General features: G+C 63.6%; 20 protein-coding genes, 1 tRNA gene and 1 pseudogene. 6 read left to right on the top strand and 16 right to left on the bottom strand.

The features are described from left to right. Window positions 1-9: 9 nt before the first annotated feature. The 4 genes from SMD10_RS13830 to SMD10_RS13815 form a co-directional block, all read right to left on the bottom strand. On the bottom strand, window positions 10-1,185 hold the full coding sequence (locus SMD10_RS13830) for an ABC transporter permease (protein WP_331686295.1): 1,176 nt from the start codon (window positions 1,183-1,185) through the stop codon (window positions 10-12). Window position 1,186: 1 nt separating this feature from the next. Continuing rightward, window positions 1,187-2,173 (bottom strand): ABC transporter permease, encoded by a 987-nt coding sequence (locus SMD10_RS13825; protein WP_331686294.1) that lies wholly within the window; start codon window positions 2,171-2,173, stop codon window positions 1,187-1,189. Between the two features lie 21 nt (window positions 2,174-2,194). Next, window positions 2,195-4,312, bottom strand: a complete 2,118-nt coding sequence (locus tag SMD10_RS13820) for an alpha-amylase family protein (RefSeq protein WP_331686293.1) — start codon at window positions 4,310-4,312, stop codon at window positions 2,195-2,197. 94 nt (window positions 4,313-4,406) lie between these two features. Further along, window positions 4,407-6,338 (bottom strand): ABC transporter substrate-binding protein, encoded by a 1,932-nt coding sequence (locus SMD10_RS13815; protein ID WP_331686292.1) that lies wholly within the window; start codon window positions 6,336-6,338, stop codon window positions 4,407-4,409. Between the two features lie 196 nt (window positions 6,339-6,534). On the opposite strand from SMD10_RS13815, the gene SMD10_RS13810 reads away from it, so the two are divergent. Continuing rightward, complete coding sequence (locus tag SMD10_RS13810) at window positions 6,535-7,548, top strand: LacI family DNA-binding transcriptional regulator (protein WP_331686291.1); 1,014 nt, start codon at window positions 6,535-6,537, stop codon at window positions 7,546-7,548. A gap of 238 nt (window positions 7,549-7,786) precedes the next feature. On the opposite strand, the gene SMD10_RS13805 is transcribed toward SMD10_RS13810, so the two are convergent. The 7 genes from SMD10_RS13805 to SMD10_RS13775 all read right to left on the bottom strand — a co-directional run bounded on the left by SMD10_RS13805 (window position 7,787) and on the right by SMD10_RS13775 (window position 17,266). After that, window positions 7,787-9,142, bottom strand: a complete 1,356-nt coding sequence (locus SMD10_RS13805; protein ID WP_331686290.1) for a GH1 family beta-glucosidase — start codon at window positions 9,140-9,142, stop codon at window positions 7,787-7,789. Between the two features lie 108 nt (window positions 9,143-9,250). Then, a complete protein-coding gene (locus SMD10_RS13800; RefSeq protein ID WP_331686289.1) occupies window positions 9,251-11,665 on the bottom strand; it encodes a beta-mannosidase in 2,415 nt (804 codons plus the stop codon). Window positions 11,666-11,799: 134 nt separating this feature from the next. Beyond that, window positions 11,800-12,684, bottom strand: coding sequence for an ABC transporter ATP-binding protein (locus SMD10_RS13795; RefSeq protein WP_331686288.1), 885 nt, complete (start codon window positions 12,682-12,684; stop codon window positions 11,800-11,802). Further along, the gene (locus SMD10_RS13790; protein WP_331686287.1) at window positions 12,671-13,633 is read right to left on the bottom strand and encodes an ABC transporter ATP-binding protein; all 963 of its coding nucleotides are present in this window, start codon (window positions 13,631-13,633) and stop codon (window positions 12,671-12,673) included. The genes SMD10_RS13795 and SMD10_RS13790 overlap by 14 nt, the downstream gene beginning before the upstream one ends. 4 nt (window positions 13,634-13,637) lie before the next feature. After that, entirely contained in the window at window positions 13,638-14,510 is an 873-nt protein-coding gene (locus SMD10_RS13785) for an ABC transporter permease (protein WP_331686286.1), read from the bottom strand. Further along, window positions 14,510-15,499, bottom strand: coding sequence for an ABC transporter permease (locus SMD10_RS13780; RefSeq protein WP_331686285.1), 990 nt, complete (start codon window positions 15,497-15,499; stop codon window positions 14,510-14,512). The genes SMD10_RS13785 and SMD10_RS13780 overlap by 1 nt, the downstream gene beginning before the upstream one ends. Window positions 15,500-15,577: 78 nt before the next feature. Continuing rightward, the gene (locus SMD10_RS13775; protein WP_331686284.1) at window positions 15,578-17,266 is read right to left on the bottom strand and encodes an ABC transporter substrate-binding protein; all 1,689 of its coding nucleotides are present in this window, start codon (window positions 17,264-17,266) and stop codon (window positions 15,578-15,580) included. A 663-nt stretch (window positions 17,267-17,929) separates the two neighbouring features. On the opposite strand from SMD10_RS13775, the gene SMD10_RS13770 reads away from it, so the two are divergent. Then, window positions 17,930-19,000, top strand: a complete 1,071-nt coding sequence (locus tag SMD10_RS13770; RefSeq protein WP_331686283.1) for a LacI family transcriptional regulator — start codon at window positions 17,930-17,932, stop codon at window positions 18,998-19,000. Between the two features lie 250 nt (window positions 19,001-19,250). Here SMD10_RS13770 and SMD10_RS13765 read toward each other — a convergent pair. The 3 genes from SMD10_RS13765 to SMD10_RS13755 all read right to left on the bottom strand — a co-directional run bounded on the left by SMD10_RS13765 (window position 19,251) and on the right by SMD10_RS13755 (window position 20,508). Next, window positions 19,251-19,327, bottom strand: a tRNA-Pro gene (locus tag SMD10_RS13765). A 13-nt stretch (window positions 19,328-19,340) separates the two neighbouring features. Beyond that, on the bottom strand, window positions 19,341-19,526 hold the full coding sequence (locus tag SMD10_RS13760) for a hypothetical protein (RefSeq protein ID WP_331686282.1): 186 nt from the start codon (window positions 19,524-19,526) through the stop codon (window positions 19,341-19,343). A 37-nt stretch (window positions 19,527-19,563) separates the two neighbouring features. Next, complete coding sequence (locus tag SMD10_RS13755; RefSeq protein WP_331686281.1) at window positions 19,564-20,508, bottom strand: DMT family transporter; 945 nt, start codon at window positions 20,506-20,508, stop codon at window positions 19,564-19,566. A 120-nt stretch (window positions 20,509-20,628) separates the two neighbouring features. On the opposite strand from SMD10_RS13755, the gene SMD10_RS13750 reads away from it, so the two are divergent. The 3 genes and pseudogenes from SMD10_RS13750 (at window position 20,629) to SMD10_RS13740 (ending at window position 22,531) form a co-directional block, all read left to right on the top strand. Beyond that, window positions 20,629-20,979, top strand: a complete 351-nt coding sequence (locus SMD10_RS13750; protein ID WP_331686280.1) for an ArsR/SmtB family transcription factor — start codon at window positions 20,629-20,631, stop codon at window positions 20,977-20,979. Then, window positions 20,931-21,476 (top strand): hypothetical protein, encoded by a 546-nt coding sequence (locus SMD10_RS13745; RefSeq protein WP_331686279.1) that lies wholly within the window; start codon window positions 20,931-20,933, stop codon window positions 21,474-21,476. Before SMD10_RS13750 ends, SMD10_RS13745 begins: the two co-directional genes overlap by 49 nt. 200 nt (window positions 21,477-21,676) lie before the next feature. Then, window positions 21,677-22,531, top strand: a pseudogene (locus SMD10_RS13740) (autotransporter outer membrane beta-barrel domain-containing protein). Window positions 22,532-22,802: 271 nt separating this feature from the next. Here SMD10_RS13740 and SMD10_RS13735 read toward each other — a convergent pair. Both SMD10_RS13735 and SMD10_RS13730 read right to left on the bottom strand, forming a co-directional pair. Beyond that, the gene (locus tag SMD10_RS13735) at window positions 22,803-23,339 is read right to left on the bottom strand and encodes a MerR family transcriptional regulator (RefSeq protein ID WP_331686278.1); all 537 of its coding nucleotides are present in this window, start codon (window positions 23,337-23,339) and stop codon (window positions 22,803-22,805) included. A 21-nt stretch (window positions 23,340-23,360) separates the two neighbouring features. Continuing rightward, complete coding sequence (locus SMD10_RS13730; RefSeq protein ID WP_331686277.1) at window positions 23,361-23,723, bottom strand: integration host factor subunit alpha; 363 nt, start codon at window positions 23,721-23,723, stop codon at window positions 23,361-23,363. 202 nt (window positions 23,724-23,925) lie between these two features. On the opposite strand from SMD10_RS13730, the gene SMD10_RS13725 reads away from it, so the two are divergent. After that, window positions 23,926-24,080: transposase family protein (locus tag SMD10_RS13725; protein ID WP_331685070.1), on the top strand; the 155-nt coding region annotated here is incomplete at its 3' end.

Here is a 24,080-nt window from a genome sequence, read left to right as displayed (position 1 = left end):
GCGGCCTCCTCATTGCTCATAGGGGTCGGCTGCATCGCGCAGTCCGTCACCGAGGAAGTTGAAGGCGAGAACCGCCATGACGACCGCCCCGCCCGGCCAGATCAGTAGCCAGGGCGCCGTGGCGACCGTGCGGATGTTCTGCGCGTCCTGCAGCAGCACGCCCCAGGAGACCACCGGCGGCTTCAGGCCGACGCCGAGGAAGGACAGCGCGGTCTCGGCGACGATCATCGTCGGCAGCGCCAGCGTCACCACGGCCAGAACGTGGCTGGTGAGCGACGGCAGGACGTGGCGGAAGATGATCCGCCGCTCGCTGGACCCGTCGAGCCGGGCCGCGGTAACGAAATCCTCGCCGCGCAGGGCAAAGAAGCGTCCGCGCACCTCGCGCGCCAGCCCCGTCCAGCCGAGCAGCGACACGATGATGGTGATGATCAGATAGACCTGCAGCGGCGACCAGGTGAGCGGCACGGCGGCGGCAAGACCCAGCCAGAGCGGGATGGTCGGCATGGCGCTGACCACCTCGATGATACGCTGGATCAGCAGATCGACCCAGCCGCCGTAGAACCCGGACAGACTGCCGAGAACGACGCCGATGATCAGGCTCAGCGTGACGCCGAAGAGGCCGATCGACATCGATACGCGCGTGCCGTAGATCAGGCGGGTGAGCAGGTCGCGGCCGAGCTTGTCGGTGCCGAGAAGGAAGATCCGCTGGTTCGGATCGAGCGGCCCGATCAGGTGGACATCGGTGCGGAACAGCCCCCAGAAATCATAGGCCGGGCCTCGCACGAAGAATCCGATCGGGATCACCTTGGTGTCGTCGACCACGAAGGTGCGGCGCAGCGCCACCGGATCGACCTCCACCGAGTAGCCTTTGACGTGCGGCAGGAAGACCTCGTCCCCGTCGGGTCCGGGCGCGAACAGGGCGACACTCTGCGGCGGCGCATAGGTGTATTGCGGTCGCGCTTCCTGCGGCAGGCCGGGCGCCAGAAACTCCGCGAAGGCGCCGACGAAATAGAAGAAAGCGATGACGCATCCGGCAAAGATGGCGACCTTGTCGCGCGAGAACTTGTGCCAGATCAGCGTCCACTGGCCGGCAACCGCGGCGGCGCGCACCGCCTGGCCTTGCTCGAGCGGGCTGATCGCCGGCTTGTCTTCGACGGGACTGTCGATGAAAGGCTCTACCGTCATCTCAGTTGAACCGGATGCGAGGATCGAGAAGCGCGAGGAGCAGATCGGAGATCAGCATGCCGACCAGTGTCAGGGCGCCCATCAGCAGGATGAAACTGCCCGCCAGGTACATGTCCTGGGAGACCAGGGCGCGCAGCAGCAGCGGCCCCGCCGTCGGCAGATTGAGCACGATCGCGGTGATGGTGACGCCCGAGATGAGATGCGGCAACACCCAGCCGAGCGCCGAGACGAAGGGGTTGAGCGCGATCCGCACCGGATAGCGCAGGATCACCTGATGTTCCGGCAGACCCTTGGCCCGGGCCGTCACCACATAGGGCTTGTTCAGTTCGTCCGTGAGGTTGGCGCGCAGGATGCGGATGAGCGATGCCGTGCCGGCCGTGCCGATCACGATCACCGGGATCCAAAGATGGGCCAGCAGGTCGCCGAACCGGGCGAAGGACCAGGGCGCGTCGACATAGTCCGGTGAAAAGAGCCCGCCGACGCTCTGGCCGAAATACTTGTAGGACACGTACATCAGCGTCAGCGCCAGGATGAAGTTCGGGATGGCGAGACCGAGAAAGCCGAAGAACGTGAACACATGGTCGCCGATCGAATGCCGGCGCACGGCCGAATAGATGCCGATCGGCAAGGACACCGCCCAGACGAACAGGAGCGCGCAGATCGAGACGGCAAGCGTCGAGCCCATGCGCTCCCAGATCAGCTCCGAAACGGGCCTATTCCAGTCGAACGAATAGCCGAAGTCGCCGTGCAGCAGGATGCCGGTGATCCATTTCCAGTATTGGACGATGATCGGGTCATCGAGGCCGTAGATCTCGCGCAGCCGCGCGATCTCCACCGGATCGACGACCTGCCCGGTGTCCTGCATCCGGGCGATCATCGAGGTCAGATAGTCGCCGGGCGGCAACTGGATGATGAAGAACGAGATCAGCGAGATCCCGAACAGCGTCGGGATCATGTAGATCAGCCGTTTGACGATATATCTGATCATGGGGTCCTCCCGGCGATCTCGTCAGAGATCGTCTTCCCATTCGAACTGAACTGCTTCGAGGAGATCGATCGACGGTATTTCGACGGTCGCCGTCCCGTCCTTGATCTCGACGGGAAGGTCCTGCCCGCCGACCAGCAGCCGCGCCGAGCACACGCGTTTGCCTTGCGGCAGCCTGACCGAGACGGTCTGTTGTCCGACCGGATAGAATTCCCGCGTCGGTCCCTTCAGCATCATCGGGTTGCTGAGATTGAACATCAGAACGGCGAGCCCGTCGGCGTTCTCGCGTAGCGCGATGTCGAGCACGCCGCGCCCCGTCACCTCGACGCTCGGCGGTTTGCCCAGCGCCCAGCGCACCGCGTTGGCGATCAGTCTTTGATGGTCGGAGGTGAGCACTTCCCAGAAGACGCCGCCGACATCCCAGGGGATGTAGACGACGCGGCCGCCGGCCTGCGTCTGGCGGGCGAGCACGGCCGCGCCGCGCGGCTCCTCGCGCGGATAGACCTCTTCCATCGGCAGGTCGGGAAAGTCGGGAACGAACTGGAAGGGCGCCTCGACGCCCGGCGCCGCCTCGACGCTGAGGAGATGCGTGCCGCCGATGATGCGGCGGGCGCCGTCGTAGCCCTCGTTGACCGGATGACGGCCGTTGAGCGCCACATAGGTGTTCTTCACCGGGCCGCGCACGGGCGCCAGGAGTTTGGCTCCGAACACGTCGGCCAAGCCGAGATCCTCGCGCGGCTCGCCGTTCTCGTTGCAGGTCGACGTCGCATAGGCGGCGACGACGCTGCCGCCCCGCGCCACGTAGTCGCGCAGCGCCTGGCATTGTTCGTCCGACAGGCAAGCGGCATTGGCCAGAACGACCAGCTTGAAGCGATCCAGGGCTTCTGGCGTCATCGTCTGGTCGGACAGGAACTCGAAGGGCAGCCGGGCCTCGACCAACGCGTGATAGAAGCCGAAATCGTCGGCTTCGGCCTTCTGGCGGGACTCCGAAGACCAATGACGCAGGGTCGTGGTGGGATCGATGATGGCGATCTCGGCCGTCGCCTGGGTCTGGCCCAGCATCGCTTCGAGCCGGGCGTGAAGGTGGAAGCCGTTGGCGATCGGCTGCACCCAGCGCTCGTCCGGGACGACGCCGTTGAACTTGGTGAACCAGGGCAACAGGCCGTGCGCCGTGCCGTTGCCCATCCATGTCTCGATCTCGGCGCCGGTGGTAACGGAATCCTTCCAGCGATACTCTTCCTCCGGCCCGATCGACGTGATCAGGATCACCGGCCGTTCCGGAAAGGTGGCGCGCATGCGCTTGCCGTTGCGCCCCGCCATCCAGACCGGCTCGACACCCCGTCGGCCCTGGTGGTCGACCACCAGGAACGGGCAGTGGCGCTCGATCAGCGAGATGTCGAACTCCATCAGCGAGGCGCCGCCCATGTTCGGAATGAAGCTCGCATGCGGCTTGATCGCCTTGACCGCGTCGTCCCAGTCGATGACCATCTTGGTGAGCACGCCGCGCCGCCAGCCGGCCCAGGCCTGCCAGACAGGATCATGCGCGTTGGCTTCGCGCGGCAGCTCATAGCCGGTCGCCGCCTTGAAGCGCGTCTTGCAGGACTCGCAGTAGCAGACGCCGTGGCCCTGCCAGCGGTTGGCGAAGACCGCGTCAACGTCGTAGTCGCGGACGATCTCCTTGACGATCTCCGGCATGAAGACGTTGTTGTAGTCGCCATAAGCGCACGTCACCCAGACGTCCGGAAACGCCCAGTGCCGGCGCGGGTGGCCGTCCTTGTCGACGGCGATCCATTCCGGATGCGCGTCGGCGGCGTCCTGATGGATGGCATGCGGGTCAACGCGGGCCATCACATGCATGTCGAGCGCGCGCGCCCCGTCGACCAGCGCTCCGAACGGATCGCTGTCGCCGATGAACTTGCTCACATAGTGCAGCGGCACCTTGCTCGGATAATAGGCGATGTAACCGCCCGCCGAGAGGCAGGTCGCATTCGAACCAGTGCGCTTGAATACGTCGATCCAGAAGCCCGGATCGAACTTGACCGGATCGTCCTCGGCCAGGGTCAGCTGCGTCCAGCGGGTGGCCGATCGGTACCACTCGGGTGTCCGCAGGTTGAGGGCGTGGTCCACATTGGCGTCGGGCATGTCCGGGTCTCTTGAGTTGAGGTCGCACGCTCCCGATGCCGGCTCGCCGAAGCGAACCGACACGGGAGAGGATTGTTGTCGGCGAAGGCTGGGATCAGGCCTTGAAGAACTGCTCGGGCCGCGACGGCGCCGGGGTCGGCCAGCCGAAGGAATTCGGCATGACGTCCATGGTGTTGACCATGTCGTTCTTCACCACGCCGTAGCCGTCCGGCGGCAGACTCACACCGAACACCAGGAACTGGTCGGCCGCCTTCTCGAGGATCTGGCGCATCAGATCCTGCTGCTGGGCCGGATCGCCGGTTGCTAGAAGCATCTTGTACAGCTGCTGCTGGGCCTTAACGTCCTCCGGCGGCTCGATGGCGTTCTCGTTGGCCGGATCGATGAAGTAGAGCGCCCAGCCCGGGGCGTAGATCGAGTTGCTGTTGAACGGCACGAAATAGCGGGGATCGAGCATCGCCGCGATGCCGCTGTTGGCGCCGAACTGATGGGCGGTCGCATCGAAGTCGCGGCCGTTGCGCACCCGCGTCTCCCACAACGAACGGTCCATCGTGCGCATCTGCGCATCGATGCCGATCTGCTGGAACATTGGGATGATCAGCTGAAACATGTCGAGGAAGGTGGGCCGCGCCTGGTCGATCTCGAAGATGATCGTCAGCCGCTTGCCGGTCTTGTCGAGGCGATAGCCGTCGCCGTCCATCTCCGGAAGGATCTTGTCGAGGATCGCCTTGGCGCCCTCTGGATCGTATTCGGTGTGCTGCTTGGCCAGCCGCTCCAGATAGAGCGGATCGTCCTCGCGGATCGACGGCTGGGCCGGCACCCCCTGCCCCACGAACACCGCGTCGATGAGAGCCTGGCGATCCACCGCGATCGACAGCGCCTGCCGGAACTCGCGATTGTTGAACAGCTCGTTCTTCACTGGATCGTCATGGTTGAGATTGAGCTGGAAGACCATGACGTTGGCCGCGGTCTCCTTGAGCGTATAGAAATGAAAGTTGCCGGTTTCCTGGCCGTCGTAGAGCACCGGCTTGTTGGCCGGCGTCGCAATGTACTGGTCCATCATGTCGATTTCGCCCTGCAGCGTCTTCAAAAGCAGGACCTGAGGGTCGGCCACCATCTGGTAGACGATGCGGTCGAAATAGGGGAGCTGCGTCCCTTCGGTGTCGACCTTGAAGTAGTAGGGATTGCGCTCGGCGATCGCCTGCTGGGTGCTTTCACCCGGCGCGACGGTGAACTGCCAGGCGTTGAGCGTCGGACGCTTCGAGTTCTGGAAGTAGACGTTGTCCTCGGACACGCCGCATTCGCGCTGGAACAGCGCCACCCAGCTGTCGACGCCCTGTTCGCGAGCCAGCGTGTCGGCGTCCGGATTGTACTTGATGTGGAAGCGCTTGAGGTAATGCGCCGGCGTACGGGTGACCTGGTCCTGGTTGGCCCAGGCGAGCTGCTGTGCAAAGAAGCCGTTCGGCTCCTTGAAATGGACCTTGAAGACCTGCTCGTCGACGATTTCGAGTTCGCCGACTGCGCCTCCCGCATACCAGAAGGTCTGCCCGCTCCCGCCGAGCCCGGCATCGGGATCCAGGAACACGTCCTCATACCAGAACCGGACGTCCTCAGTGGTATAGGGCTCGCCGTCGGACCATTTCATCCCTTTGCGCAGCGTGAAGGTGTAGACGGTCGAATCCGCGCTCACCTCGTAGGATTCGGCAACGTTCGCCTCGACGCCGGACCAGTCCGGCGTGAAGCGGACCAGCGGCTCGTAGGCCTGGTAGCGAAACAGCATCGACAGCGAGCCACCGCCGACGAGCGCATGCTTCCACACGCCGCCCTGCTGGCCCGGCCGATCGGTCGGCGTGATCACCAACGGCTTTTCCGGCAGACGCTCGTTGATCGGCGGCAGTTCGCCGGAATCGACCTTGGCCTTCAGCGACGTGCTTTCCTTCGGCTCGACAGCAAACGCCGGCAAGCCGGATAGAACGTAGGTGCCGGCCAAGGCAGAGCTCGACACCAACAGAGTTCTTCTGTTGATCATGCATTCCTCCCAAAATGCCGAAATATCGTTCCCATCCCATTCGGCATACAATAGGCTTGTAATATCAGTTTTGTTAGATAAAGCGTTATTGTCGAACTATTTCGCGGGATCCGATCGTCGATCTGCGAGCGGCTGATCGACCATTGTCCCGACCCATCGGTGGATGCGTGCGGCCGTCGCTTCTAAGGAGACCAGGGTGAGTCGCGTAACGCTCAAGTCCATTGCGGCGGAAACCGGACTGTCGAAATTCGCGGTGTCCCGCGCGCTCGCCGGCAAAAGCGGTGTCAGCGAAGAGACGCGCGTCCGCGTCAGCGAAGCCGCCGCCCGGCTCGGCTACAAGAAGCCGGCACCGGCCGGGCGCACCACCTTCGGCATCGTGTTCGACGACACCGAGGCCATCAACAGTGAACTCTACATGCAGATCCAGAGCGGCGCCCAACGCGAGGCGCAGCGTCTGGGGCTATCGGTGCGGATCCACTGGACCCACGATCCGGACGAACTGGACGCCTTCATCCACGATAGCGCCGGCCTGCTGATGGTCGGGCCGCACGACCCCCGCGCCGTTGCGCGTGCTCGCGCCTCCGGAAAGCCTCTGGTTCGCAACGGCTGGCTCGAACCTCTGGAGCCGGTGGACCAGATCGGCGGCACCGACTGCGAAGCCGGATCGGCCGTCGCGAAATACCTGCTTCGCCTCGGCCATCGCGACATCGCCTATGTCCACGGCGACACGCGCTATCGGGGCCGGATGGAGCGCCTCTATGGACTACGCGAGGTGATGGAAATGCTCGACGACGTGCGGCTGCGCGACATGACGTGGCCGGACGACCAAAGCTTCGCCCAGGCGCTCGACCGGCTCGGGACCGCAGACGCGTTTCCGACGGCGTTTTTCTGCGCCCATGATGGAATTGCGGTGACCGTCATCTCTGAATTGAGGGCGCGCGGCTACCGCATTCCGGAGGATGCGTCTGTCGTTGGTTTCGGCGATTTTTCGGCCGCCCAGCAGATCCTGCCGCAATTGACCACGGTGAAGATGCCGGGCTTCGATATCGGCGCCATGAGCGTGCATCTTCTCCGCGACCGCGTGGAATCCTCGGGCAGGCCCAGCACCCCGATGCGTCTTCACCTGACGTCCCATATCGTGGAACGGCAGTCCGCCGGCCCTGCCCCGCAACCAGCCAAACGGCTGGATGCCACCGCTGCGGTCGTGTGAGGGAATCCCCTTCGACAGAAGCAAATTCGCTCGCGCCCGGCTCTCCCCGATAATCGCCTTCGAATTGAAGGAATGCCGGGAGGCAAATAGCGGTCGAAGCGTTGGCCCGATCAAATCGACAGCCAGAACAGTCTCAACGGGCCGTTGAGCATGGGTTGAGACCGTGGGTTTTACCCCTCGCCGACAATTCTCGCCGGCAAGGGATCGATCGAATGGCCCGCCTGCCTCGCACGGCCGCCTATGAGGCCGGTGCCAGTTCCGGCAAGCGCCCGGAGGTGACCACGTCACGGAAGAACGTATAGGATGCCTTCGGCGTGCGCTTCTGGGTCTCGTAGTCGACCCGCACCAACCCGAACCGCTTGCCATAGCCCAGCGCCCATTCGAAATTGTCGAGCAGTGACCACGGCATGAAGCCGCGGACATTGGCACCGTCGTTCGCCGCCCGGATCAGCGCGCTCAGATATTCGTGGTAGTAGGCGATCCGATCCTGGTCGTTCACGGTGCCGTCGGCATCGGCGATATCGATGAAGGCACCGCCGTTCTCGGTCACGTAGACCGGCGGATTGCCGCAGCGCTCCTTGATGATCATCAGAGCCTGCCGGAAGGCCTCGCCGTCGATCGGCCACCCCATCTCGGTGCGACGGAACCAGGTCGGCGGCGCGGCATGCCGGAACGGCCAGGCCGATGGTCCCTCCGCCTGCTGAATGTAGGACGGGAAGTAGTGGTTGACGCCCTGGAAGTCGACCGGCTGATGGATGATCTCCATGTCGCCCGGCTGCACATGCGGCGCCAGCCGATCTTCCAGCGAAGCCGGATAGCGGCCCTTGAACACCGGATCGAGGAAAGCGCCGTTCCACTTGTCCTCGAACAACGGGGCCAGATGGGCGTCGCGCTCCCGATACTGCGGCAGCGGCCGTGCGACGTGCACCGGCAGCACGAAGCCGGCACCCGCATTCGGCGTCGCGGCCCGGAACACGCGAACCGCGCTGCCGTGCGCCATGTTGAGATGATGGACCACACGCATCGCCGCGCGCGGATCCGTGATCCCCGGAGCGTGGCGGCCGTCCTCGTGGCCCACATAAGCGACGACGTTCGGCTCGTTGAAGGTTACCCAATTCTTGGCCCGGTCGCCGATTGCCTTGGCCATCAGTTCGGCATAGTCGGTGAACCAGCCGACGACGTCGCGGTTCATCCAACCGCCCTTGTCCTGCAACGCCTGCGGCAGATCCCAATGATAGAGGCAAGGCCACGGTTCGATGCCGCGCGCCAGCAGTCCGTCGACCAAGCGGTCGTAGAAATCGAGCCCCTTGGGATTGGTGGCGCCGACACCGTCCGGGAGCACGCGCGGCCACATGATCGAGAAGCGATAGATCCCGACGCCGAGCCCCTTCATCAGATCCAGGTCTTCCTCGTAGCGGTGATAGTGATCGCAGGCGACCGATCCGTTGTCCCCGTTCTCGACCTTGCCGGGAACCGCACAGAACGTATCCCAGATGCTCGCTCCGCGCCCGTCGTCGGGCGCCCCACCCTCGATCTGGTAGCTGGCCGTCGACGTCCCCCATCGAAAGCCGTCGGGAAATTTGAGTGTGCTCATCCTTGCCTCCAACGCACCTAACGCAACCTAACAGCACCGATCAAATCAATCAGTCGGCCGAAGTCTGTTTTGCTGCCATCGTCTTTGCCATAGCGGGCCGACGCGCCCTTATCCAGCCGTCGCGAAGCTCGAATAAAGGTCGCGCACCGTGAGTTCGATCCCGGCCGTGTCGCCATCGATCGGAGTGAAGGTCAGCGTGACGTCCTCGCCGGGACGGACCGTGACCGCGTTATCGGAAAACCGGCCCGGCCGGTTTGCCTCCAGGGTGACGAAAAACGCCAGCGCTTCGGCGCTGACGGTGGCCTGGAGAGAGTCGCCGACGACGGCCGTCGTCATCCGAAGCTTCGGCGGCAGCAGCTTCAGCTCCTTGTAGCGCTGCGGCGCATAATGCTCGCTGCCGCTCGTGCCGTTCGAGGCACGCCAGCGATAGATCAGAACCTCGCCCGGTTGAAGCAACCCGGCCGGATGCTCGGCGAGCGTCACCGCCGCGTCAGGCCCGACGTCGCCCTGGGCGGACGGCAGCGACCGGCTGGTGCCATCGAGGGCGACGGCCAGCAGATCCAAATCGAGCGAGACGGCCTCGCGCGTGTCGTTGACCGCAGAGAAACGGAGCGTGCCGTCACTGCCGGGGATCGCCATCACGGCGACGGGCTCGAAGAAGCGCTTCGCCAGATAGTGCAGCACCTTCCAGCCACCGCCATAGTCGAGGCTCGACCAGCTCGCCACCGGCCAGGTGTCGTTGAGCTGCCAATAGAGCGCGCCCATGCAGTGCGGCTTCAGGCTGCGCCAGTATTCGACCGCGGTCTTGATCGCCACGCCCTGCTGCACCTGGCTGAGCCAGACGAAGGTCTCGAAGTCCTTGGGAAAGCGGAAGTAGCGGAACATGGTCTCGACGATCCGCGCATTGCCGCCCTGGTTCTTCTGATGGCTCTCCATCACCGGCGAGGCGATGTTCATGTCCTCCTCGTCGGCAAAGGATCGGATCGCATTCATCGAGGTGTAGGACTGGAAGCCGAACTCGGAGCAGAAGCGCGGCTTCACGTCGCGATAGTGCTCGAAGTCGCGCCCCTCATGCCACACCGACCAGAAATGCATGTCGCCGGACGAATCATCGTGCCAGGCATCGCCGAAGCTCATCGGCCCCGGCGATGGGCTGGATGGCCACCAATTGGCCTCCGGCAGCGTCTTCAGCAGTGCGGTTTCCAGGGTCCGGTTCAGCCGATCGTAGGCCACCAGATAACGGTCGCGGTTCTCGATCGATTCCGGAAACCAGGTCAGCGCCCCGATGAGCTCGTTGTCGCCGCACCACAAGGCTACGCGATGGGCAAGCCGCGCCGCCTGGTACTCGGCCTCGCGCGCCACCTCGGCCAGAAAATCCGGGGTCGACGGATAGAGGTTGCAGGCGAACATGAAGTCCTGCCAAACCATCAGGCCGAGTTCGTCGCAGATCTCGTAGAACCAGTCGGGCTCGTAGCGCCCGCCGCCCCAGACCCGGATCATGTTCATGTTGGCGTCGGCGGCCGACTGAAGCAGCGCGCGCGTCTTTTCCGGCGAGATGCGGCCCGGCAAAGCGTCGGCGGGAATCCAGTTGGCGCCGCGCGCGAAGACGTCGCTGCCGTTGATACGAAAACCGAAGCTGCGACCGACATCGTCGGGCTCGCTCACCAGTTTCAGGTCGCGCAAGGCGATACGCTGCGTCCAGACAGCCTTGCCCACCCTCACCCGCAACTCATGCAGCGTCTGCGGCCCCGAGCCGTTGGGCCACCACAACTCCGGAGCCTCGATCTCCAGCGCCGCCGTCAGCCGGCCCTCACCGGCTGAAAGGTCCACCCAGCCGTTCGTCCGCGTGCCGGCGATCTCGATGTCATAATCGGCGACCTCGGCGGCAAAGCCGCGCAACGACGCGTCGATCGAAAGCCTGACGCCTGCCCCCTCATGGTTCTGTCGGACCATGACCGTGCCGATCTCGCCTTCTTCGCCGACCAGCGCCACGCGTCCGTAGACGCCAACCGGCGCCAGAGCGATGTTCCAGTCCCAGCCGAAATCGCATTGCGGCTTGCGCAGCATGTTGCCGTTGGCGATCGGCGAGTTGCGGGCGTGAAAGGGCACCGGATAGGGCTGGGCCGCACGCAGTTCCGCGCCAGACCGGACCACCGATTTCAGCACGATCTCGATCCGGTTTTCGCCGGCCTGGAGCGCATCGGCGACGGCGGCGACGTGCTCGCGGAAGCTCGAGGCTGCCTTAAGGACGACCTGGCCGTTGATCCGGACTTCCGCTACTGTGTCGAGCCCGTCGATGGCGAGGAGCCCGGGCTCCTCGCCATCGCCCAGCGTGAAGGTGCGCGACAGCGTCCAGTCCCGCTCCGACACCCAGCGCGCATCGTACTCGTTGCGGCCCTGAAAAGGATCCGGAAGGACGCCCGCTTCCAGCAGGGCGGAATGCACGTCGCCGGGCAGCTGCATCGGCACGCGGAATTCGCCATCGGCGTCGGCGAGCGTCCAGTCGCCTAAGAGATCGAGCATGAAATTCCCCCAAAAAGACAATTGTTCGATCGGACAGTTCGGTGACCGATCCGCCAGCGGACCCGCTCGCTGGCGGCGCCGACTTGGCGGAGCCGATGGCGCACCGACGATGCGCCGCCAGGCGCCGTCGCCCGTCAGTGCACGGCCGCGAAATGCCCTTCCTCGATCATGACAAGCTCGTCGCCGCCGGTTTCCGCATCATCGCCGTCGGTCTCGGCCGGACCCCGCTTGAGATCCTCCGTGTCCCAGCGCTCATGCAGCTGCGGCACCGAGTCGAGCAGCATTTGCGTATAGGGATGACGCGGATCGCCGAACACCTTGTCGGTCGCTCCCATCTCGACCACCGCGCCGCGCCGCAGAATGACGATCGTATCGCTGATATAGTTGCCGAGCGCCAGATCGTGGGTGACGAAGACGATGCTCAGTCCGCGCGACTTGAGGTCGCCGAGCAGGTTGAGCACGTCGATGCGGGTCGAGGCGTCCAGCATCGAGATGATCTCGTCGGCCACCAAAAGCTTGATGTCGAGCAGAAGCGCGCGGGCGATCAACAGCCGCTGGAGCTGTCCTCCGCTCAGTTGATGCGGATATTTGCGCAGTGCGTCCGGCTCCAGGCCGACGGCGTTCAGCGAGGTCCGCAGCTTGTCCTGCCAGGCCCTGTCGTCCAGCTTAGGAAAATACTCGGCTCGGACCGTGCGGAACTGCCGGCCGACCTTGAAGATCGGGTTGAACGAGCTGAACGGGTCCTGAAAGACCCCCTGCACCTTGCGGTAATAGTCCTTCACGGCGCTGCCGTGCAGCGTCGAGATGTCGGTGTCATCGAAGGTGATCCGGCCCTCGCTGACCGCGCTCAGCCGCAGGATCATGCGTCCCACGGTCGTCTTGCCGCTGCCGCTTTCGCCGATCAGCGAGATCACCTCGCCGGGCCGCACGTCGAAGGTCACGTCGCGCACCGCCTTGAGCTTCTTGCCGCCGAACGCGCCGGTCCAGAAGATCTTGGAGACGTTTTCAAGCTTCAGCATGGCGATCCGCCTTCCAGCATGCGGCCCAGTGGTTCGGCCCGATTTCGGCGAAGGGCGGCTCTTCGAGGCACTTGTCGAAAGCCAGCGGGCAGCGGTCGCGAAAGCGGCAGCCGGTCGGCGGGTTGAGCAGCGAAGGCGGCCGGCCGGCGATCCCCGGAAGCCGCTGTTCCTCAAACCGGATGCCCACCTCGGGCAGCGAACCAAGCAGCAGCTTGGTGTAAGGGTGCGCGGGTCTCTCGACGATCGTCCGGGTCGGCGCCTTCTCGGCGAGTTTGCCGGCGTACATGATCAGGATCGAGTCGGCGATCTGCGCCAGAATGGCGAGATCGTGCGTCACCACGATCATGCTTTTCACGTAGCCCCGGTCGCGAAACTCGACCAAAGCGCCGGCAACCTTCTTCTGCGAGGCGACGTCGAGCGCCGACGTCACCTCGTCGGCGATCAGCAACGACGGATCGAGCAGCGTCGACAAAACCATCACCACCCGCTGCTTCATGCCGCCGGACAGCTCGATCGGGTACATGCCGAGGACGTCGGGGGCGAGCCCCAAAAGGCCCAGCCGACGCTCCAGTTCCGGACGCAGTTCGGCATAGCTGACACCCCGCGATTCCAGCAGTTCGTGGATCATCCGGCCGATCTTGCGCGTCGGGTTCATCGCGCTCATGGCGTATTGCGGAACGATCGACACGTCGTGGAAGCGGAACGGCACCATCGCCGCGTCGTCCCACACCGGCATGGCGGAGCCGTCCAGCGACACGCTGCCGGTAACGTACTCCATGCGCTCGTCGAGACGGATCAGGCTCTTGCCGAGGGTCGACTTGCCGCAGCCGGACTCGCCGGCGAGCCCCATGATCTCGCCGTCGGCGACCTGGAAGGTGACGCCGTCGAGCGCTTGGACCGGGCCGGCCAGGGAGCGGTAGTGAATGGTCAGGTCGGAAACGGACAGCATCGGCCTAGAGCTCCCTCAATTTCGGATTGAACACCTCGTCGAGGCCGACATTCATGACGTAGAGCGAACCGACCACCGCCGTGATCGCCAGGCCTGGCGGCACGAACCACCACCACAGGCCGAGCTGCAGAGCGGCGTTCATCACCGAATAGTTCATCATCAGACCGAGCGAGATGGTGTCGGTGGGCCCCAGGCCGATGAAGTCGAGCGTCGCCGCGATCAGGATGGCGTTGCCGAACAACAGGATGAAGGTCATCACCAGGTAGGAACTCATGTTCGGCGCGATCTCGCCGAAGATGATCTTGAGGCTCCCCTGCCCGTTCAGCTTGGCCATGTTGACGAACTCGCGCGAGGTCAGCGAGAAGGTCTGGGCGCGAATGGCACGGGCCGCCCACGGCCACGAGGTCAGGCCGATGAACAGCGCCTCGGTGCCGAGGCCTCTCACCGTCAGATAGGCGGCTACCACCAGCAGCACGGCGAAGGTGGGAATGACCAGGACGATGTTGGTCAGCATGTTGAGAACGTCGTCGACGAGGCCGCCGCGATAGCCGGCCACGAAGCCGACGAACATGCCGGCGATCGCCGCCGTCGCGCCGCCGAGCACGCCGACGATAAAGCTCGCCCGGAGCCCGTAGACGAACTGCGAGAACACGTCCTGGCCGAACAGCGTGGTGCCGAACCAATGCTCCTGCGTCGGCGGCTGGCCCGGCACGGCGCCATAAGCCAAGGGCTCGAACTTCGCCAAGCCCGGGCCGACGATGGCGACCAGCAAGAGCAGCAGGAAGATGCTCATGCCAATCATCAGCTTGCGATTGCGCAGCGCGAAATAGAGGATCTCGTAGGTCGCGCCGTGGTGCGGCTGGTCGGCGCTGGTCATCAGGCTTCTCCTTGGAGGCCGATACGGGTGCGCGGATCGACGATGACGTAGACGATGTCGACGATCAGATTGGCGAGCAGCACGCCGACGATGATGAACAGGAAGATGCCTTGGATCAGGAAGTAGTCCTCGTTCTGGATGGCGCTGAGCACCAGCCAGCCGAGACCCGGATAGGAGAACACGATCTCGGTCACCAGCGCGCCGCCGACCACGGCGCCCAATTGCAGCGCCAGGCCGGTGATCTGCGGCAGCATGGCATTGCGGAAGGCGTATTTGCGGACCAGCCGCTGCGGCGCGCCAAGCGCCTCCAGATAGTTGGCGTAGTCGGATTCCAGCTCGTAGATGATCATGTTGCGCATGCCGATCGCCCAGCCGCCGAAGGCGACGATGAAGAGCGATGCGAAGGGCAGCACCCAATGGATGATCACGCTGCCGACGAACTCCCAGGTCCAGCCGACACGCAGCGACGGGTCATAGCCGAAGGCAAGCGGGAAGATGCTCCAGACCGAACCGAACAGCCAGGCGAGAAGGATCCCGAGCCACATGTACGGCGTGGCCGTCAGCGCGTACCCGGTCGGCAGCACCGTGTTGTCGAGGATCTTGCGCCGCGCCGCCAGCGCCCCGACGTGGTTGCCGGCATACCAGGACAGCAGGATCGCCGGCAGCAGAAGGCCGAGCGTGTAGGGCATGGCGCGGCCGATCAGCGTCGCGACGGGGGTCGGAAACAGCATGATGGACCGCCCCAGATCGCCGTGTAACAGCGCGCCCCAGAAACTGAGATACTGCTCCCACCACGGAGCATCGAGGTTGAACGCCTCCATGTAGAAGGACGTAAGCGCCTGGCTGGCCTCGGGCTTTACGGCGATCCGCGAAACTAGCGCGTCGATCGGATTGCCCGGCATGAAGCGCGGGATCGCCCAATCGATGGTGACGGCGAAAATGAAGGTCAGAAGATAAGTGAGGAGCTTGCGGGCGAGATAACGCAGCATGGGCGAGCCTCCGGCAGCATCTGCATGGGCGGGTAGCCGGCGCTCGCCCCGCAGGACGAGCGCAGGCGCCGGAGATCGTTATTGGCCGGAGATCGGCGCGACGTGGGCGATCGTGTCGATGCCCGTCATCTGCAGGTAGCCGCCCCACATGCAGGGGATGAACTGCTGGTCGCCGCCGTCGGCGGGCCAGCCGGTCCAGGTGGTGGTGCCCATCTGGGCCCAGATACCGTTGTACCAGAGCGGAATCTGCGGCAGCTCCTGCATGAAGCTCGTCTGCAGCTGGCCGACGAGTTCCTGCATCTTTTCGGCGTCGTCACGCGGCGTCTGGTTGAGCTCCCGGACAAGCCCCCAGGCCTCGTCGTCCTTGACGCGCGAGAAGTTGTAATTGGTCTGCGCGTCCAGGATGGGCTGCTTATAGAGGTAGCGATAGTAGGTGTACGGCGTATCGCTGATCTGGGCAGCGTTGTCGATCACCAGATCGTATTCGCCCGTATTGCGATGCGACTGGTAGGTGTTGAAGTCGGGAGAGCGCGGCGTGATCTTGATGCCGACGGCCTTGGCGTCGGCCGCGATCATCTGCGACGCCTGCATCCAGTCCGACCAGCCCGAGGGCACGATGAGCTCGAGATCGATCGGCTTGCCGTCAGGCGTTTGATAGAAGCCGTCCGCCCCCTTGGTGTAGCCGGCATCCTTCAGGATCTGCTCGGCCTGTTCGGGATCATAGCTGAAGCCGTACTTCTCGACCGCGTCCTGGTCGATATACTTGTCCCAGGTCGGCAGAAGGCCGGTAGGATTGGCCGGCAGGACGAGGTTGCCGTAGTCGACCTGCACGATCTGATCGATGTTGATCGCATAGGCGAGCGCCCGGCGGAAGGCGACGTCGTTGGTCGGGGCCTTGGTCATGTTGGGGACCAGCCAGGCGGTGTTCGCCGACAGCATGTAGGGCGGCTCGTCGTAATAGGTCTTGAGCCCGTAACCGCCCTTCACCAGCGTGGCAACGCCGGGCAGGAAGTTGTTGTTGAGATCCTCCTGGCCGGCGAGCAGCAGGCCGAGCGCCACGTTGTTCGAACTGTTCACCAGGTCGATGATATAGTTCGGCTCGGGATCGGGGATGAGCCCGGCCTCCGACGCCCACCAGCCGTCCGGAGTCTTCTTCCACACGACGCGCGTCGTCGGGTCGTATCCATTCTCGTCGAGCACGTAGGGGCCGGTGCCGATCGGGGCCTCCGGCGACCACGAGGCGACCTCCTGCTCCGTGGCGTGGTCTTTCCACTGCGCGGGCTGCACCATCGGCATGTTCCAGACGGCGTTCTGCCATTCCTGGTAGGCCGGCGTGTCCTTGAACGTCACCGTGACGGTGTTGCCGTCCGTCTCGACGCTTTCGGCGCTGTCATAGAGGTTGCTCCACCAGATGGTGGGGAAGCGGCCGAGATCGATGTTCCATTTCACGTCCTCGGCGGTGAAGTCGGAGCCGTCGCTCCATTTCACGCCGTCCCGGATCGTCAGCTTGTAGACGTTCGAACTGGTCCATTCACCGCTGGTGGCCAGCCAGGGAATATACTCGTCCTTGACCGGGTCGTAGCGGAAGAGGGTCTCGTTGATGAGCCCGATCGTTCCGGCGGCGTAGTTGCTGACATAGGGGTTGAACCCGACGATGTTGCCCCACTGCGTCCCGCTGGAATAGAGCGTTTCGTTCCGCGGATAGCCGCCTGTCTGCGCCATGGCGACCAAGGCCGTCGCCGCGATCACCGCGGTCGCCGTGATCAAACCGGCGGCTCGTACGGCTCTGCGGCCGCGCGAAGCTTGCATCGATGACACCTGGAATCCTCCTTTTCTCCCGTTGCCAGGGCACCCTTCCCCACGAAGAGGTCGCCCTGCCCGTCCGCCGACACCAGTCAAGTTCGGCGAGCCCATCCCGTTGTTGTCCGCGTCACGCGTCGCAGACGGCTTCCTCCTGAAGCCGCTCGTCATGAGGGCGACCAAGCCACCCGTCTCTGTCTCTCGACCGGACGCCCCCTTCGCCGCGACCAAACAATCACAAGCTCGGAACGTTACGGTCACGAGCACACGCTATCTCAACCATGGTGTGTGGCGGCATCGCCGTCCACAGGCTCGTCCGATTGACAAAGCCCCTTAAAAACTAAATCGTTACAGGTGAGAAGCTAACGGAGCCAAATGAAATTCGCAAGAGCTCGTTCAGTTCTTCGGGGAAACCGTCTAGAGTTGCGCGATGCGCTTCAAAGAGATCGGCAGAATTTGGAAAAATGATTTTTTCACAAATGATTAGAACAATATGTTCATTGCACCATCAAAGATTCTGCCATGAGCGACGGCGAGTCAGAGCGTGCAGCAGTGGCTGTATGAAGGAGGTCGCGATCCAAGACCGTTTTCCTTTGGAATTTTCGCCATCTGTTTCGATATAGGTGGCTCATGACCGAGACATTAGGACGCAGAACGGCACGTCGCCCCCGACGACGGGTACAATCAGGCGGTGGTGCCGATCCGAAGGCGCGGCCGACCCTGAAAACCATCGCTCAGCTCACCGGTCTCGGCGTGACGACGGTCTCGCGTGCCCTGCACGACGCGCCCGATATCGGACAGGCGACCAAGGACCGCGTCCGGCTGGTCGCCGAACAGATCGGCTATCGGCCGAACCGCGCCGGCGTGCGCCTGCGCACCGGGCGAACGCATGTCGTGGCGTTGATCCTGTCGCTGGAGACGGAGGAGATGGGCATCAACTCCCAGCTCATATCGGGCGTCTCCGAATATCTGTCCGCAACGGCCTACCAGCTGATCGTCATGCCTTACGAGGCGCACAGCGACCTGCTCCTTCCGGTGCGAACCGTGGTCGAGACCGGCTCGGCCGACGGCATCATCTTCAACAGCACCGAATTGCAGGACACTCGCGCCCGCTATCTGGAGGAGCGCGGTTTTCCCTTCGCCACTCATGGCCGGACAAACCTGGGTATCACCCATCCCTATTTCGACTTCGACAACGAGCGCTATGCAGAAAACGCGGTGGAGCGTCTCGTTTCGCTGGGGCGGCATCGACTGGCGCTGCTCGCGCCGCCGATGAACCTCACCTACGCCCAGCACCTGACGACGGGCTTTGCCAGGGCGATCGAGCGCCACGACCTGGTCGACGTCCCGGTGCGGCGGATCCACGCAGACAGCCCGCACGAGCAGATCCAGGACGAGATTTGTCGGATGATGGGCTCGCGCCGGCGCCCCGACGGCTTCGTCTGTGCCGGCGCGACCGCGGCCCTTTCCGTCAGCGCGGGAGCGGAAAGCGCCGGTTATGAACTGAGCCGCGACTTTGATGTCGTGGTCAAGGAATCCTCCGACCTCATTCGCAAGTTCCGGCCGGCCATCGACACCGCGCATGAGGATTTCCGGTTTGCCGGGCGTTGGCTTGCGGAAACCATCGTCGGGCGAATCGAAGGCCGCACGCAAGCCGACGCTCACCACCTCGATGCGCCGAAGATCTGGCCGAGGGATTAGCTTCGGACGAAAGACGCGCACCGGCCTTCCGGAAAACTGATGCGATCTCCGGCCCCGTCGGTACACCGAGCAGCGCTCCATCCGTTGTTCTCGATAAGGCCCGGGCAATAGTAGTGCGAAATGACCGGGGCACCGATCGTTCGCCGAACGGAGCCCCCGAAGCGGCCGGAAGCGCGTCGCCCCCCGGCGAACAGAATGCGGCCCGCTCATGCAGGATCGCAAGAAACCGCTCTAAGATATTGGGTGAAAATGGTCGGAGCGAGAGGATTCGAACCTCCGACCCCCTGAACCCCATTCAGGTGCGCTACCAGGCTGCGCCACGCTCCGACAGGAGATTTCCCTAGAGAATATGGGCTTTCTGCGCAAGCCCTTTCAGCATGGCGCTGATCGTGACGTTTCCAGATACCGTCGCGTCTGGCGCCACCCAGGCATCCGGATCGATCGTCGGATGATGCGTGCCATAGGAGATGATCATGCTTTCAAGCCTTTCTGTTCGATTTCGCTTGCCCGGTTCCTGATCGGACATAGGTCGCGAATCTCCATGTATTTTTTGTCGACATAGATCAGCGACCCGTCATATTCGCGACTGCGCCTCGGCGGGACAGAAGCGTCGGATTGGCGATGGCCAGGACAGCGACGAGGATGAACAGGCAACCGACGAGGCCGAAAGCTGTCGGAACCTCTCCGAACATTATGACACCGACGACGGCCCCGAACACGGGTTGAAGGGCGAGCAAATTGTTCGTGACGACACCTCTCAGTTGCGGGATCGCGTAATTCGTGGCGAGAAGGAAACCGATATTGGCCAGCCCCGCGACCGTCCCGACGCCGAGCAAGTAGAGCGACAGACCTGGCACGCGCCCCGTCCATAGGCACCACCCGGCAGCCGCGATCGCCATGACGAGCCCTGCCACGAGGAGCATGAGAAAGGTCGTCTCGTAATTCGTCAGATGGGGCGACTGCCATTTTCGCGACAGGATGCCCCAGGACATGAACAATGTCGCTACCAGCGCACAGAGTAGCGGCCCGTCGAGCGTCAGACCGATCCCCGTTCCGAGTCCAGTTCCGGCCAGAATCGTCAGGGCCGCGCCCGTGAAGGCGAGAGCGACAAACATGCTATCGCGCACCGACATCCGCTCGCCGAACATGACGATGCTCAGAACGGCAGGGGTCGGCAGGGCCATGACGATCGCGACCGAGGCATAGTTGCCCTCCACAAAGGCGATCGTGCCGAGCGAGATCGCCACGACGAACATCGCCACGGCGCGGGCAGTGGTCAGATACAGGTCCTGGCGCGGTGCCGTGCGGATTTTGCCAAGGTCGATGACCCGCCAGCAGATGCAGAGCAGGACCGCCGCTCCCAGGAGCGAGCGAAGCGCGACCTGCTCGACCACGGTAAGGCCCTGGGCCAGTTCCCTGGCGAAGACGCCCATGATCGCACCGATAAAGGCCGCTCCAACGAGCGCTAGTATCGGTAGGAATTTCGGCTCTTCCAGTTTGGTTCGCACGGGGCCTCCAGCGATTGAACGCGTCACAACAAATAGTCATTTCGCTAAATGTAGAATCGAGCCGCACGCTTCGTCAATGTGCTATGTGTCGTCCATATGGAGCCGTCGCCGAGAAGCCTCATGGACAAACAGACCCTTGCAATGGACAGAGAGGCGCAGATCAGGGCGCTGTCGAGCCCGGTTCGGATGACCATCCTGCGTCTGCTGGCCGACCCGGATGCGAACTTTCCGGACCAGTGGTCGGCGGACCCCGGCACGGAGGGCGTCTGCATGTCTCTCATCGCGCGGGCCATCGACGTGAAGCCACCGACAGCGAGCCGTCACATCGACATCCTACGACAAGCGGGTTTTCTGACCGTCACGCGGATCGGAAAGTGGGGCCATTGCACCAGGAACGAGGATGCCATCCGCGAGTACCTTGCTTGGGTGGCGGCGAACCTCGAGCTTCTGGAATCAAGGCGCCGCGACTGAAGACGGCGACTCCGCTTCCCGCTCGTCTGATCCGCGAACTCGGCTTCTTCTTCGTGCCTGCCGCCCGGACCTGGGACCGGACAGTGTCCTTCGGCTCCGAGCTCTTCCGACGCGTTGTCGCCGCCGTCGACGGACAGCCTTCGGAATCAGTTCTTGCCGAGCGCGACCGTCTGCGCGCGCCGGAAGTGAGGCTCGAGCAGGACGAACGGCTCCTGCCGATTGTCGACCGGATCAATCAGGAACTACGCGGCTTTTTCCGGACAAACCCAACGCTGCATCTTCGGGTGACACCCACCGATTTCGATGGGCTGCTCGAGTCTGTCGTTTCGCATTATGCGCACTACGGGGCGGACGTACCGCTGCCCGCTATCCGCGAGGTTGAGCGGTCGATCACGCCGATCGACAACATGCAGCACGTCGAGACTTTGCGGGGCCGATTGCACGACGTCCTCAGCGAAGCTCGCCGGCAGCGGGGCGATTGCCGCGGCGCGGAGTAATCCAAACGGTCGAGCGCAATTTCCGCGATCGTCTGCAACGCACGCACGACGAAGCAACGCGTCAAGGAAACTCAACGGACATCTCGATCGGTGTCCCGGACGCGCCGACGGACCCGTTGGCCTTCCTGGAAGACGCGCCGATCCCCGCCGCCGGTCTCGCTGCCTTCTGTTATCCAACCGATGGCGCCCCATTTATACCGATGGTCGCGCCGGGACTGTGCCCCGCCAGCACCGCCGTGTTCTGGGCGGGTGGTTTCGTCAATTTCGGCAACAACGATTCGGGCCGCATCGATCTCGAACAGACCATGGTCGGCGTCAGCTTGGGCGTGGACTATCGCTTCTCGCCGCAATTCGTCGACGGTATCGGCTTTGGCTACGGGCGCGACCGCGCCGACATCAAGGATAACGGCACTTGAAGCCGAGCCACGGCCTACAGCGGCGCGCTTTATGCCAGCTATCAACCGGTCGCCAGCCTGTTCATCGACGGCCTCGTCGGCTACAGCGCTCTCGATTTCGAAAGCCGCCGCTTCATCACCGGAACCGGCGATTTTGCCAAGGGGCGTCGTCCGGGCGATCAGGTCTTCGGCTCCCTGACCGCGACTTACGAGCATCGCACCGATACTTTTCTGTTTGCGTCGTATTTCGGCCTGGAAGGCTCCTACACCAGGCTCGACAGCTTCACGGAAACCCATGGCGGCAGCGACAATCTCTCGTTCGGAGAGGCGTCCGTTGAGACCTTCGCGGGCCTGTTGGGCATGCGAATGGAATCCGATTTCGCATTCGACGGCGGGGTGTTGACCCCACACGGCCAGCTGGAATTTAGCCACGACTTCGAAGGCTCGAGTTCCGTTCCGGCGGGCTACGCCGATACCGGCAGCCTCCCCTTCAGCGTTGACGAGGACGCCTATAGCCGGGATCGACTCAGCGTCGGGCTCGGTTTGGACGCCCAGTTCGACAACGGCTGGAACATCGGTTTCGACTATCGGCCGGGTCTTGGGTTGGACGGCGATTCACACGACCAATCCTTCGCCGCCAAGCTGTCCAAACGGTTTTGACGAGCCGGCAACTGCCATGAACGTCGAGCGCCGAAATGATTCGGCGCTCGAAAGGTGATGGACGGTGCGCAGTTTGTCAGATTTGTCAGATTTGTAAGAAGAGTGGGATTCGTTCGATAGACCTTCGACCATCGCCCTCTATCGGCCGAGGTTCGAAAGCCTGGAACTCGCCCAGCATCTGTTCGGCCAATCCGACCTCGCTGCGGCGAACGCGGTTATGCCGACATCATCGCAGGGATCGCCTTGAGCCACAGCCGCGATCGTTCCGACGCTATCGCACCTGATCGAGCAGGCGCTTGCACTCGAGAAGCTCCAGAACCACGTCGTTGAGACTTGCCGTCTCCTCGCGCGACAAAGGACCGATGTCATCGCCGACTCGCGGTTCGCGCGCCCGAGGCGCGGCGGAGGCGGGACGCGAAACGGGCGTCTCCCCGACGATCAGGTCGATGTCCTCGACGTGCGTGTCGTCCGCTTCCGGCGGCGGTGGTGTCGCCGGCGAGGGTTCGCCCTGGGCCGAATCAAGACCGCTCAGATCACCCGATCCGATCGCCATGACGAAACGATTGCCGTTTTCACGCAGGATCCGCTGTACGCCGCGAATCGTGAAGCCCTTGTCGTAGAGCAGGTATTGGATGCCCTTCAGAAGTTCGACATCCTCGGGCCGATAGTAGCGGCGGCCCCCGCCCCGCTTCAGAGGACGAATCTGCTGGAAGCGCGTTTCCCAGAACCGCAGGACGTGCTGCGGGAGCTCCAGACTCTCTGCTACTTCGCTGATGGTGCGAAACGCGTCGACGCTTTTATCGGCCATGGGCTGGAAACGACGAGCGGCCTATTCGGCCGCCGCCTTCATGGTTTCCAGCGGCTCGGCCTGCGCGCTCTGCGTGGGCTGGCGCCGGCAATGCGCCGAGAGGATCCGCTCTTTCATCACGTTGGACGGCTTGAACACCGCTACGCGCCGGGGGGAGATCGGGACCTCCTCGCCAGTCTTCGGATTGCGGCCGATCCGCTCGTTCTTGTCGCGCACGACGAAGGAGCCGAACGACGAGATCTTCACGGATTCGCCGCGAGCGATCGTCCCGCAGATCTCCTCGAGAACGGTTTCGACGAGATGAGCGGACTCGGTCCGCGACAATCCAATCTTGCGGAATACCGCTTCCGCGAGATCGGCCCGTGTGAGTGTTCTGCCACTCATCGCTGTCCCCCAAAAGCTGCACATCAAAATCAGCAGCGGCCCCTCAACCGCCACTCTTTAACATTGGCTATACAATACTCAAACGGTTTGCTGAATCAAGTTGTGCATCGTTACCACCAGGGCTCCGAACTCAAATGACATTGGGTGACGGGTTGCGCAGAGACTGATTCCATGGCGGCGGTTGATTCGAGGAGCCGCCGCCATGTCGCCTACTGCCGATGCCCTGGGCGCCAAGTCGCGTCTGGCTGTTCTGCTGGAGCATTTCGGCGAGATCGAGGATCCGCGCGACGTCCGGCGGATTTATCATCCATTGCCGGAGATCCTGCTCCTCGTCGTCTGCGGGTCGATGGCCGACTG

This window comes from Consotaella aegiceratis (assembly GCF_036541425.1).
Lineage (GTDB): Bacteria > Pseudomonadota > Alphaproteobacteria > Rhizobiales > Rhizobiaceae > Consotaella > Consotaella aegiceratis.
Note: the sequence above shows the minus strand (reverse complement) of the source record. Positions and strands in the feature narration are given on the sequence as shown.

Coding starts and splice junctions, on each gene's coding strand:
- SMD10_RS13830 (WP_331686295.1), bottom strand. CDS start 1,185: ATGACGGTAGAGCCTTTCATCGACAGTCCCGTCGAAGACAAGCCGGCG.
- SMD10_RS13825 (WP_331686294.1), bottom strand. CDS start 2,173: ATGATCAGATATATCGTCAAACGGCTGATCTACATGATCCCGACGCTG.
- SMD10_RS13820 (WP_331686293.1), bottom strand. CDS start 4,312: ATGCCCGACGCCAATGTGGACCACGCCCTCAACCTGCGGACACCCGAG.
- SMD10_RS13815 (WP_331686292.1), bottom strand. CDS start 6,338: ATGATCAACAGAAGAACTCTGTTGGTGTCGAGCTCTGCCTTGGCCGGC.
- SMD10_RS13805 (WP_331686290.1), bottom strand. CDS start 9,142: ATGAGCACACTCAAATTTCCCGACGGCTTTCGATGGGGGACGTCGACG.
- SMD10_RS13800 (WP_331686289.1), bottom strand. CDS start 11,665: ATGCTCGATCTCTTAGGCGACTGGACGCTCGCCGACGCCGATGGCGAA.
- SMD10_RS13795 (WP_331686288.1), bottom strand. CDS start 12,684: ATGCTGAAGCTTGAAAACGTCTCCAAGATCTTCTGGACCGGCGCGTTC.
- SMD10_RS13790 (WP_331686287.1), bottom strand. CDS start 13,633: ATGCTGTCCGTTTCCGACCTGACCATTCACTACCGCTCCCTGGCCGGC.
- SMD10_RS13785 (WP_331686286.1), bottom strand. CDS start 14,510: ATGACCAGCGCCGACCAGCCGCACCACGGCGCGACCTACGAGATCCTC.
- SMD10_RS13780 (WP_331686285.1), bottom strand. CDS start 15,499: ATGCTGCGTTATCTCGCCCGCAAGCTCCTCACTTATCTTCTGACCTTC.
- SMD10_RS13770 (WP_331686283.1), top strand. CDS start 17,930: ATGACCGAGACATTAGGACGCAGAACGGCACGTCGCCCCCGACGACGG.
- SMD10_RS13760 (WP_331686282.1), bottom strand. CDS start 19,526: ATGTCCGATCAGGAACCGGGCAAGCGAAATCGAACAGAAAGGCTTGAA.
- SMD10_RS13750 (WP_331686280.1), top strand. CDS start 20,629: ATGGACAAACAGACCCTTGCAATGGACAGAGAGGCGCAGATCAGGGCG.
- SMD10_RS13735 (WP_331686278.1), bottom strand. CDS start 23,339: ATGGCCGATAAAAGCGTCGACGCGTTTCGCACCATCAGCGAAGTAGCA.
- SMD10_RS13730 (WP_331686277.1), bottom strand. CDS start 23,723: ATGAGTGGCAGAACACTCACACGGGCCGATCTCGCGGAAGCGGTATTC.